General features: G+C 60.8%; 7 protein-coding genes. 4 read left to right on the top strand and 3 right to left on the bottom strand.

The window, feature by feature from the left end; all coding sequences use genetic code 11:
* Positions 1-203 precede the first annotated feature (203 nt).
* From ACQ4WR_RS08600 to ACQ4WR_RS08590, 3 genes are all read right to left on the bottom strand, one after another.
* Positions 204-2,873, bottom strand: coding sequence for a TonB-dependent receptor (locus ACQ4WR_RS08600; RefSeq protein WP_436486626.1), 2,670 nt, complete (start codon positions 2,871-2,873; stop codon positions 204-206).
* 337 nt (positions 2,874-3,210) lie between these two features.
* Complete coding sequence (locus ACQ4WR_RS08595; protein WP_436486624.1) at positions 3,211-6,009, bottom strand: TonB-dependent receptor; 2,799 nt, start codon at positions 6,007-6,009, stop codon at positions 3,211-3,213.
* A gap of 127 nt (positions 6,010-6,136) precedes the next feature.
* Positions 6,137-6,319 carry a hypothetical protein gene (locus ACQ4WR_RS08590; protein ID WP_146012374.1) on the bottom strand — a complete coding sequence of 61 codons (183 nt, stop codon included), beginning with the start codon at positions 6,317-6,319 and terminating at the stop codon, positions 6,137-6,139.
* A 292-nt stretch (positions 6,320-6,611) separates the two neighbouring features.
* Here ACQ4WR_RS08590 and ACQ4WR_RS08585 point away from each other — a divergent pair, with 292 nt between their 5' ends.
* The 4 genes from ACQ4WR_RS08585 to ACQ4WR_RS08570 are packed head-to-tail and all read left to right on the top strand — an operon-like array spanning position 6,612 to position 12,237.
* Positions 6,612-8,450 carry an ABC transporter substrate-binding protein gene (locus ACQ4WR_RS08585; protein WP_436486622.1) on the top strand — a complete coding sequence of 613 codons (1,839 nt, stop codon included), beginning with the start codon at positions 6,612-6,614 and terminating at the stop codon, positions 8,448-8,450.
* A 28-nt stretch (positions 8,451-8,478) separates the two neighbouring features.
* On the top strand, positions 8,479-9,417 hold the full coding sequence (locus ACQ4WR_RS08580) for an ABC transporter permease (protein WP_034760169.1): 939 nt from the start codon (positions 8,479-8,481) through the stop codon (positions 9,415-9,417).
* 9 nt (positions 9,418-9,426) lie between these two features.
* Entirely contained in the window at positions 9,427-10,536 is a 1,110-nt protein-coding gene (locus ACQ4WR_RS08575) for an ABC transporter permease (protein WP_102294435.1), read from the top strand.
* Between the two features lie 9 nt (positions 10,537-10,545).
* Positions 10,546-12,237, top strand: a complete 1,692-nt coding sequence (locus ACQ4WR_RS08570) for an ABC transporter ATP-binding protein (RefSeq protein ID WP_102294434.1) — start codon at positions 10,546-10,548, stop codon at positions 12,235-12,237.
* Positions 12,238-12,258 lie beyond the last annotated feature (21 nt).

Below are 12,258 nucleotides of genomic sequence, written 5' to 3'. Positions count from 1 at the left end.
ATGCAACAAATTACTATTTTTTTTGCATTACTTCATTAATAAAGTATCGTCCGCCCTTGTCAGGCGTGCTCAGGTAGGTAAAAATAAAACGGCGCACATCATCGCTGATGGCGCCGTTTCTTGTTATTGCCAGCACTGCATGCCAGTGCGTATCTTCCGTCTTTTTCTTCAGCCTTTTCCTTCAGCCTTTTCCCGCGTTTCCTTTAGAACGTATAGCTGCCACGCAGGTAGTAGGCGCGCCCGATCGGATCCGTATAGCGTGGGTCATAGCCTTTCTGGAACAGCGTGCCCTGGTTCGAGAATGGCGGCTCCTTGTCCAGCAGGTTTTTCACGCCGGCCGTCAGCAGCAAACCTTTCCACACATAGCTGCCCGACACGCTCAGCAAGCTGTACGACGGTACGTCGTGCTTGAATTGGGGATCGACCTGGTTCTGATCCGTGTAGCCGGACTTGAACGATTGCGACAGGGTCGCGCCCCAGTTGCCCATGCGCCAGTTCAGCGATGCCGTATGCTTCCAGCGGAACACGGGGTTGTTATCCGCATAGCGGCCCACGTTGGCGATGAATTCGCCGCCGCGTTCGTTCTGGTAGTCATACTTGTGGGTCCACGTGCCATCGACCGATACGCTGAAATCGCCATACGTGCTACGGCCCAGGCGTGCGTTGAGGCTCAGGTCGATACCGTCCGTTTTCACTTCGCCGAGATTGTCGTTCAGGTCGAGAATCGCGTACGGCGAACCATCGGGATTGCGCAGGAACAAGTCCTTGTATTTCTCGTAGTTGCCGTAGATCGATTGTTCTGGCAGCGAGGAAATCTTGTCCTTCAGGTGGATGTTCCAGTAATCGATGGCGACCGTGAGTTCCTTGACCGGTTCGAGCACGACGCCAAAGGCGAACGTTTTGGATTTTTCCGGCTTCAGCTTCTCGTTGCCGCCTTGCAGCTTGAATTGCTGCAAGTCGCAGTCGCGCAGCGGATTGGCGCCGGGCTGGGGCACGCCGCCAGGGCACAGGATCGGGTCGTCATACGAATCGTTGGTATCGTTCTTCGATGGCGGCGCGTTCTTCTCGAACAAGGTCGGCGCGCGGAAACCCGTACTGGCCGAGCCGCGCAGCACCACCGCGCTGCTGGCCTGGTAGCGCAGGGCCAGCTTCGGATTGGTGGTGCTGCCCACATCGCTGTAGTGGTCGAAGCGGGCCGCCAGCTGCACTTCCAGGTCCTTGACCACCGGCAAGTTGACTTCGCCGAAGACGGCCTGGATCGTGCGCGCACCGTCCTTCGACAGCGAGCCCGACAGGCCGGAACTGGTGGCCTGGCTGGCGATCTCGCGGTTCACGTTGAATTGCGCCTTTTCACGCCGCAATTCGCCACCGATCGCCACCGCCAGCGGGCCGCCGGCCAGTTGCATCAGCTCGCGGCTGCCCTTGATGTCGAAGCCGGTGGTGGTGACCTTGGCGCTTTGCACTTCGCCGCGCAGGGCCGTGCTGTCCAGGTAGGCCTTGCCTGCCGCATCCTGCATGCCGAAGGGGTTCAGGATGCCATTGAGCACGCCTGCGGCGAACGACGCATCCTGCACATAGCCGCCCGTGAATTTTTCCGCCGATTTGCTGATCGCGTGGCTCAGGCCCGTCTTGTAATCCCAGCCCGCCAGTTCGCCTTCGACGGCTACCACCAGGCGGTCCGCCTTGCCGTCCGAATCGATCTGCCGCTGGCCCGCTTCCACGGGGCGCCAGTTGACGCTCAGCGGCTGGCCGGACAGGCCAGGCTGGGCCGGTACGCCGCCCGCATTGCCCGGATAATATTTGCTGGTGTTGGGCAATATCAAGCCCGTTTGCGGCGGTGGCGCCGTGCGTGCCTTGACCTTGTTTTCCGAATGCAGATATTCCACGGTGGCCAGGTGGCCGCCGCCCAGCTTGAAGGCGCCCTTGCCGAAGAAGGCCACTTGCTCCTGTTCCGGCAAGTTGTCGATCTGACGCGTGTAATCCTGGCGGCAAGTGCCATTCGCGGCGGCGACCGACAGCGGCGGGCTGCAGCCCGTGGCCGCATACGGATTGCCGGCCAGGCCGTCGCCACCGTTGGCGGCCGCATCAAAGTAATTGCCGGGGAAGGTCGTGCCGCTGGTCAGCGACAGGCCGCGCGAGGGAATGATGCCGGTCTTGGAGAAGTCGCGGTCCTGCGAGGTCAGCACCTTTTGCTTGTGGTAGTCGACGACGCCGAAAATATTGTAGCCGTCGGTGTCGAGCTTGCCGAAGCCCGTCGACAAATTGATACGGTGTTCGCCGCCGCCCTTGTGTTCGGGCGAGACGACTTCGGCCGTGATGTTGGTGACATTGACCGAGCGCTTGGTGATGAAGTTGATGACGCCACCGATGGCGTCCGTGCCGTAGATGGCCGAGGCGCCGTCGCGCAACACTTCGACACGTTCCAGGGCGGCAATCGGGATGATGTTCAGGTCGACGCTGGCGCCGTCATACGGATGGTTGGCGATGCGCCGGCCATTGAGCAGCACCAGCGTCTTGTCGCCGCCCAGGCCGCGCAAGTCGGCGCTGGCCTGGCCGCCCGTGGGCAGGCCGCTGGTGTTGCCGCCCACGGCATTGCCGCTGCCCATGCTGGACGAATTCGAGGGAATCTTGCTGAGGACTTCCTGCGCCGTGGTCAGGCCCTGCTTGGCGAAATCCTCGGCCTTGAAGATGGAAAGGGGCGTGGCGGTTTCCGAGACGAGGCGCTTGATGGAAGAACCGGTGACTTCAACGCGTTGCATGCCAGCGGTGTCGCCGCTGTCTTGTGCCAGTGCGGGCTGGCCGAGAAAACCGGCGGCAAGCCCGCTAGCGCAGATCAAACGGATGGAGCGGGACAGGCGTATTTCTCTAATCATGTTCGAGACTCCTGATAAAGCGGTTGGCTAAACGGGCAAGAACGGCCGCGCTGGTTGGCGCACCGAGAGCATTGAAAAGTATTTATATCTTTTCAAGCGATCCACTGTAATGAGCTGCAAAAGTGCTTGTCAACATGGCAAACAGCTTTGTGTGCCTAAACAACGCAGTGCCTCATCGGTACTGATTTAAAACAAAGAAGACGCATTTTGTGCTGCATTTTTAACAAAATTGGTATTGCCCCTGCGCGCAATCAAAAACGCCCGCTGCGGGGCAGCGGGCGTTGGCATGGATGGCATGACGATAGTGACTGCGCCGTGCCGGAGGCTCAGGCTGTCGTTAGAAAAACTTGTAGCTGGCACCCAGTTTGAAGTAGCGGCCGATGGCGCCGCTGGCATCCATCGGGTTGTAGCTCATGCCGCCATAGGTCAGCGGGTCGAGCGGGGCGATCTTGTCGGTCACGTTGTTGATCGAGGCAAACAATTGCAATTGCTTGCTGTAATTCCAGCGTGTCGACATGTCGAGCGTGGTGAACGAGGCCAGCTTGCAACCGTTTGGCGCCGGCGTGCCATTGGCCAGCTTGGAAGCGCACGGGTCGCCTTCAAACTTGATATTTTTCATGTCCGCACGGTAGTTCAGCACGCCGCTGAGATTCCAGTTGCCCAGGTCCCATGAGCCGGTGACATTGACCTTGTCCTTCGGCGTGCCGGCGCAGTTGGAGGTGTCGCAATTGCCATGCGTGCCGGCAAACTGGTAGCGCACTGTGGCGGACTCGGCGCGTACCCACGAAGCGATATGCGTCCACGTCAGGCCGAAGGTGGCGCGGCCATAGTCGCCCAGGCGCACGCGCTGCTTGACGTCCAGGTCGATCCCTTTGATCTCCGTGAAGCTGGAGTTGCGGTAGGGAGCCTTGGTGATCAGCAAGGTGCCCGTGTTCGGCGTGACGACGCCATTGATGGTCAGATTGTTGTCGGCGCGGATGGCCGTCGGCAGGGCCGCCGCTTCGTTGTAGGGCAGGGGATTGATTTCGTTTTCACGCCGGATCTTCCAGCCGTCCAGCGACAGGCTGGTATCGTTGAACGGATCCCACACCAGGCCCAGGGTGTAGCCCTTGGATTTTTCAGGCTTGAGGTTGGGGTCGCCGATCTTGACGGCCGCCACTTGCAGTTCGCAGTCGCTGGCATTGGCACCCGGTAATTGCTTGCCGCCGGGGCAGCGCACGGGATCGCTCACGGTCGAGGTGCCGGTTGACTGCGAGTTGGCATTGCTTTCGGCCGGCCCCGGCGCGCGGAAGCCTTCCGAGTACGTGCCGCGCAAGGCGAAGGTTTTCAGCGGCGTCCACTTGGCGCCCAGCTTCGGCGTGGTTGACGAGAAGCGGTCGTATTTGTCGTAGCGCAAGGCCGCGGACAATTCCACCGTCTTGATCACGGGCGCCAGCACCTCCAGGAACACGGCAGACACTTTGCTGTCGCCCTTGGCCGCCACATAGCTGGTGTTGATGGCACCGTTTTCCGTGCCCGACAGCGATGGATTGTCGAGCTTGTCGCGGCGGTGTTCCGCCCCCACGGCCAGGCCCATGGCGCCGCCCGGCAGTTGCATCAGTTCGCGCGAGGCCTTGAAGTCGATGATGTCGAGCTTGGTGGTTGAATCGGAGGTGGCGTTCGTCACCATGGCGGCGTACAGCGAGGCGGGATTCTTGCCCGCCTGGGCGCCGATGTAGTACGGGAAGTAGGGGCTGTTCGGATTGCCCAGCGCATCCTTGACGACAGCCATGTTGAGCATGCTGCTGTAATCGAGGTGCAGCTTCGATTCCGAATGCGTGTAGCCGGCATCGTAATCCCAGCCCATGGCGTTGCCCTTGACGCCCAGCACGATGCGGTTGAACTCATTGTTGGCCTTGCGCGTGCTGGCGCCCGCATCGAAGGCCTGGTAGCGCACGCGCACCGGCACGCCATACGGATTTTGCGGATGATTGGCGGCCAGCACGATGGTGCTGCCCGCACCGGAACCGTAGTTGATGACGCCGGTCGGATTGCCGGCATTCGGCGGGAAGGCGATGGTCGGCGTGATCGATGGCGGGATCACGGTAAATGCCGTGTCGCGCTTCGAGTAGCCAGCTTCCGCATACACTTGCGTATCGGCATTGACTTGCCAGGTGCCGCGCGTATACAGGTTGATCGATTCGATCTTTGGCTGCATCGAACGGAACTGGTCGTGATGCCACACGCAGCCGCCCTTTGGATCTTGTGGCGAAGAAACAGACAAGGCCGCGCAGCCGGGCAGGGCGACATAATTGTTGGTGACGGGGTCGCGGATCAGGCCCACTGGCGACGCGTTCGCATCGTTGGTGCCGTTGATGTAGCCGCCGGCGAACTGGGTGTTGATCGCATAGCCGTACGGCCGCAGGTCGCCCTTGCCTATCCATTTGCGGCCGGCGCGGTCCTTGTTCATCAGCATGTCCGATTTGGCGTATTCGGCATTGACGACAATGTTGTATTTGTCCGTATCCAGGTTGCCCTTGCCAAAGGTCAGCGAGGCGCGGTGCTGCTTGGCATCGCTGTCGCCGGAGATGCCTGTATCGCCTTTCAGGGTCAGGCCTTCGAAGTCCTTGCGCAAAATGATGTTGACCACGCCGGCGATGGCATCCGCGCCGTAGGTGGACGATGCGCCATCCTTGAGAATCTCGATGCGCTCGACGATCTGCATCGGCACGGTGGACAGGTCGGTGAAGCTTTTCTGGCCGTCGTCGGCGCGCGCGAATGGCGCCATGCGGCGGCCGTTGAGCAGGACCAGGGTCGAGGTGGCGCCCAGGCCGCGTAGCGAGATGGCCGTGGAGCCGGCGGCAAAACCGTTGCCAAAGCCCGTCGGCAGCGAACCGGCGCCGTCGGCGGTCAGGGTTTGCAGGTATTCGGCGACGCTGGCCTTGCCCGATTTCATCAAGTCGTCACGCGTAATCACTTGTACCGGCGATGCCGTTTCGGCCGTGGCCCGCTTGATGCTTGAGCCTGTAATTTCCACACGTTGCACATTGCTGTCTTGCGCCATTGCCGGCGCAGCCATCATGCCAAGGCTGACCGCTGCCACGCTGCCCGAAAAGATCAGGCGTATGGAGCGGGATATCACTGTTTCCATCATCATTCTCAGAACTCCGAAAGTAAGCTCGGCCGGCCGTGGTACGGCATAGCCGCGCTGGGTGATAAAGATTGCTGCGTCGGCAATCGCTGGGATAAAGCGGCATTCTTTTGCAGTGCCGCCATTGATATGATCATTTGCCGAGAAACCTTGTCAACGAGGACACAAACACTTTCATCAATAAAGCAACAGTGTTTTTTAAAAATTTAATCTGTTTTAATGTTTGCAAATATTCCAATGTTGCAGTGCGATGCGTGCTTTGCGTACGGCCATGGAAACGCTTGCCATTCGCGGCAGTAGCGGTTTCTGCCAGCACGCTTTCCCGGGGTATCCGCTAACGCATGTTGCACTGCGGGATTTTTTCGCCGCGCAGCTGGCGCTGGTGCCAGCGTGCCACGGGCGTGCTCAGCTTTTCGCCCGGCGGACAAAATATGCGTTATCGTTACGCCTTTTTCCAGCGCACCAAGGCAGCGGCGCCGCTGGTGGCAAACAAGGCATAGATCTTGCGAGGATGGACTGGTTTTGGCGGTGGCTTCCTGTATCCCAGGGGGTAACCTGTACAAGCGCACCAATACGGTGCGACAGATAATCGAGATGAAGGGTATTACATGAAGTCACCATGGATGCGGCGCGTGGCGCTGCTCGCCTGCTTGGCCACCCTGCCGCTGGCGGCCATTGCCGATGCCGCCCCTGCCTCCGCAGCGGCGCCGGTCAAAACCTTGCGCTATATCCTGCCGGCCGCCGAGACGGGGTTTGATCCGGCCACCGCGCGCGACCTGTATTCGAACCACATCACGCAGGCCATCTTCGATACCCTGTACACCTACGACTACCTGGCGCGCCCCGTCAAGGTGGTGCCCGGCGCGGCGGCCGCCATGCCGGAAGTGTCCGCCGACGGCAAGACCTATACCATCCGCCTGAAGAAAGGCATCCTGTTCACGCCGGACGCCGCGTTCGGCGGCAAGCGCCGCGAACTGACCATGGCCGATTACGTGTATTCGTGGAAACGCCTGTTCGATCCGCGCCTGGCCTCGCCGCACAGCTGGCTGTTCGAAGGCAAAGTGGTGGGCCTGGACGACCTGGCGAAGGAAGCGGCCAAGTCGAACAAGTTTGACTACAACAAGAAAGTCGCCGGCCTGGAAATCCTCGACCCCTACACCCTGCGCGTGACCCTGACCAAGACGGATTTCAATTTCCCCATGATCCTGGCCTACGTGCCGACAGCGGCGCTGGCGCGCGAAGTGGTGGACAAGTATGGCGACGTGAAGGGCGAAGTGGGTTCCAACCCCGTCGGCACCGGCTACTACACCCTCGGTGAATGGACGCGCGGCAACCGCATCGTCCTGAACCGCAATACGCAGCACTTGCCCGAGACGTGGAACTTCATGGCCGGCGATGATCCGGACGACCAGCGCATCGTGCGCCAGATGCAGGGCAAGCGCATTCCCGCCATCGACCGCATTGAAATTTCCGTGATGATCGAAGACCAGTCGCGCTGGCTGTCGTTCCAGAGCGGCGGCACGGACGTGTTCTGGCTCGACGGCCCGCTGGCGCCGAAAGCGCTGCTCAACGGCAAGCTGCGGCCCGAGCTGGCGGAGAAGGGCGTGCAACTGTCGCGCCTGCTAGATCCCGAGATCAGCTATTACTACTGGAACATGGAAGATCCGACCCTGGGCGGCTTCAGCAAGGAAAAGATCGCGCTGCGCCGCGCCATTGCCATGGCGCACAATATCGATGAAGAAATCCGCATCATCTGGAATGGCCAGGCCAAGCGCCTTGATTATCCGATTCCGCCGGGCGTGGTCGGCTACGACCCGCACTACAAATCCTTGCTGCAATACGATCCTGTGCTGGCCAACAAATTGCTGGACAAGTTCGGCTACAAGAAGGGCGCCGATGGCTGGCGCACTTTGCCCGATGGCAAGCCGCTGCTGATCCGCTACGCCTCGCGCAATGAAGCCAATGGCGTGCTGCAGGCGGAAATGTGGCGCAAGACCTACAACTCGCTGGGCATCCGCATGGAAAACGACCGCATGATCTTTTCCGATATTTTGAAAACGGAAAAGCAGTGCAAGATGCAGACGCGCACGGCGCCATGGCTGGCCGACTATCCGGACGGAGACAACTTCATGCAGCTGTTCTACGGCCCGAACACGCACCAGAACAACAATGGCTGCTACCAGGACCCGGAATACGACAAGTGGTACGCGGCCAGCCAGCACATGCCTGCCAGCCCCGAGCGTGACGAGCTGTACCACAAGATGGCGCGCCGCCTGGAAGTCAACGCGGGCGCCCTGATCGGCTACGCGCGCTACCGCAACATGCTGGCGCAAAAGACGGTGCAAGGCTACAAGAAGCACCCGATTCTGTTCCAGGAATGGGCGTACATGGATATCGACAGCACAGGCGCGCCAGTGGCGCCTGTTGCCGACCCGGCTAAAAAATAAGCGCAGCTTATAAAGACAAGGAATCATTATGTTCGCTTATATCCTGCGCCGTCTGTGGCAGATGCTGCCGACCATGCTGGGCGTCGTCCTGCTGGTCTTCATCCTGTTTAACTGGGTGGGCGGCGACCCCGCCTACATTTTGGCAGGCAAGATGTCGAGTGCCGAAAGCATCGCCAACATCCGCCGCCAGCTCGGCGTCGACCAGCCGTACTACGTGCAGTTGTGGATCTTCATCAAGCAGATCGTCACGTTCGACTTCGGCCAGAGCTGGGCGACGGGGGAATCCGTGTCGCACATCATCACCTCGCGCCTGGGGCCGTCGATGATGGTCCTGATCCCGTTGACCGTGCTGGAAACCTTTTTTGGCGTGGCGCTGGCGCTGGCCATCGCCTTCGTGCGCGGTTCGCTGACGGACCGCGCCGTCATGATCGCCTGTACCGTGGGCATGTCGATTTCCATCCTCGTCTACATCATCGTCTTCCAGTACGGTTTTGCCTACAAGCTTGGCCTGTTCCCCGTGCAGGGCTGGGGCGACAGTTTCTGGGAAAACCTGTTGCGCTATTCGACCCTGCCGATCCTGATCGGCCTGGCCGTGTCCATCGCGCCCACCCTGCGCCTGTTCCGCACCTTCGTGCTGGACGAGGCGAACCAGGATTACGTGCGCACGGCGCGGGCCAAGGGCCTCAAGGAAGGCCGCATCATGTGGGTGCACGTGCTGCGCAATGCCGCCATTCCCATCATTACCTATGTGATGTCGAACCTGCCGGCGCTGCTGATCGGGGCCTTTTTGCTGGAGCGTTTCTTCGGCATCCCCGGCATCGGGCGTGAAGTGATCCTGGCCGTCGAGCGCAGCGACTTTCCCGTGATCAAGGCGATCACCGTGTACGTTGCCGCCGCCACCATGCTCTTCAACCTGCTCACCGACCTGCTGTACCAGGCGGTCGATCCTCGCGTACAACTGAAGTAGAAAGAGACGATGTCGAAACCTCATACATCGCCCGGCCTGTGGGCCCTGGCGTGGCGCCGTTTGCGCGGCGACAAGATTGCAATGGTATCGCTGGCCGTGGTCGGCGCGTTTTTCCTGCTGGTGCTGGCGTCGGCCAGCGGCCTGGTGGCGTCGAACTGGGAAGATGAAGTGGCCGTCAGCTATGCGCCGCCCACTTTCCTTGGCGCCGACAAGGACGCGCCAGTCGACGGCGCCATTCCCCTGGCCGACGAGCGCAGCGCGCCGACACCCGTCAACGTGCTCGATCCGCTGGCCGACGACATCGCCGAACTGCGCGCGCAGATGGGCAGCAACCCATCGGCTGGCGTCGAGATGTACGGCGTGGCGGACCCGCTGGCCGACGACTTGACGGCCTTGCGCGCCGGCATGGGCAAGGCGAAAAAGCTCGTTACCCACAAGGCGGCGACGTTGCCGTTCGGCGCCGACAAATGGGGCCACGATATCTTGCAGAAAACCATCAAGGGCGGCGAAACGTCGATCGTCGTGGGCCTGGTGGCAGCCTTGCTGGCCGTCGTGCTGGGCACCTTGTTTGGCGCCGTGTCCGGCTACTTTGGCGGCATCGTCGATGATTTCTTCAACTGGTTCTACAGCATCTTCACCTCGATTCCATCCATCCTGATGATCTTGACGGTGGCGGCCGTGCTGCAGCAGAAGGGCGTGCTGACCATCGTGCTGATCCTGGGCTTGACGGGCTGGACGGGGCCGTACCGTTTGATCCGCGCCGAATACATCAAGCACAAGGCGCGCGAATACGTGATGGCGGCCGACGCCATCGGCGCCTCGCACTGGCGCAAGATGTTCTCGCACATTTTCCCCAATGTGAGCCATGTGGCGCTGGTGCAGATGTCGATCCTGGTGGTGGGCTTCATCAAGGCCGAAGTGATTTTGAGCTTCCTTGGCTTTGGCGTGCCGGTGGGTACCGTCTCGTGGGGCAGCATGCTCAACGAGGCACAAAATGAACTGATCCTGGGCAAATGGTGGCAGCTGACCGCCGCCGCCACGGCGATGGCCGTGCTGGTGACGGCGTTCTCGCTGTTTACCGATGCCTTGCGCGATGCGCTCGACCCCAAAGTGAAATAGGAGTTGCTCATGGACCAGAATAACCTGTTGGAAGTGCGCGACCTGCGCGTCACTTTCCGCCTGGACAAGAAGACCACGTTCGAAGCCGTCAAGGGCATCTCGTTCAACGTGCCGCGCAACAGCACCGTGGCCCTGGTGGGCGAATCGGGCAGCGGCAAGTCCGTCAGCTCGCTGGCCGTGATGGGCCTGCTGCCGCCGGACAGCACCATCATCGATCCGCAATCGCGCATCCATTTTGGCGGGCGCGACCTGCTGCAGCTGTCGATCGGCGAGCGCCGCAATATGTGCGGCAAGGATATCTCGATGATCTTCCAGGAGCCGATGTCGTCCTTGAATCCCGTGTTTACCGTCGGTTTCCAGATCGCCGAAGTGTTGCGCCAGCACATGGGCATGAATGGCAAGCAGGCGCGCGCCCGCACCCTGGAATTGCTCGACGAAGTGGGCATCCCCGACCCGGCCACGAAGATCGACGCTTACCCGAGCCAGATGTCGGGCGGCCAGCAGCAGCGCGTGATGATCGCCATGGCCATTGCCTGCGAACCGAAACTGCTGATCGCCGATGAACCGACGACGGCGCTCGACGTGACGATCCAGAAGCAGATCATGGACCTGATCGCCGCGCTGCAAAAGAAGCACCAGATGTCCGTGCTGTTCATTACCCACGACCTGGGCCTGGTGGGTGAAATCGCCGACCAGGTGATCGTCATGCGCCACGGCGAAGTGCGCGAAACGGGCGAGGTGCGCCAGGTATTCGAAGCGCCGCAAGACAGTTATACGAAAGCCCTGCTGCATTGCCGCCCTTCGCTGGACGAGCGCCCGTGGCGCCTGCCCGTGATTGCCGACTATATGGAGGGCAAGGCCGGTCCCGGCGTTGAGGTGAAGCAGCGCACGCGCGGCTATACCCCGGGCGACGAACCCGTGCTGGTGGTGAATAATCTCAGTAAAAGTTTTTACACGCGTGAAGGACTGTTCGGCAAGCGCGAGTTCCAGGCCGTCAAGGATGTGTCCTTCACCTTGCCGCGCGGGAAAACCCTGGGCGTGGTGGGCGAGTCCGGCTCCGGCAAGACGACGGTGGGATTGACCCTGCTGCGCCTGCACCAGGCCACGGGCGGCACGGCCATGTTCCACGGCAAGGATCTGATCTCCATGCCGAACAAGGAATACCTGCCGTATAAGCGCCGCATCCAGATCATTTTCCAGAATCCGTATGCCTCGCTGAACCCCCGTTTCACGGTGGGACAGATCCTGCTGGAGCCGATGCGTATCCACAGTATCGGCGCGAATGACAAGGAACGCATCGCCAAGGCCTACTGGTTGCTGGACAAGGTGGGCTTGCCGGAGCAGGCCTTTCACCGTTATCCGCACGAGTTCTCGGGCGGCCAACGCCAGCGCATTGCGATTGCCCGCTGCCTGACCATGCAGCCGGAAATTCTCGTCTGCGACGAATCCGTGTCGGCGCTGGACGTGTCGGTGCAGGCACAGGTGCTGAACTTGCTGCAGGACTTGCAGGATGAGTTCGGCCTGTCCTACATCTTCATCTCGCACGATCTGTCGGTGGTGAAATATATCGCCGACCAGGTGATGGTCATGCACAAGGGGCAGGTGGTGGAGCTGGCCGATTCGGATGAGCTGTACCGCAATCCCGTGCATCCGTACACGCGCACCCTGCTCAGCGCCATACCGAAGGGCGTGCAAATCTAAACAGGCTTTTACGGTAAGATA

The organism is Janthinobacterium amylolyticum, assembly GCF_051380655.1.
GTDB lineage: Bacteria > Pseudomonadota > Gammaproteobacteria > Burkholderiales > Burkholderiaceae_D > Janthinobacterium.
The sequence above is the reverse complement of the archived record's forward strand: the minus strand, read 5'-3'. Positions and strand labels throughout refer to the sequence as shown.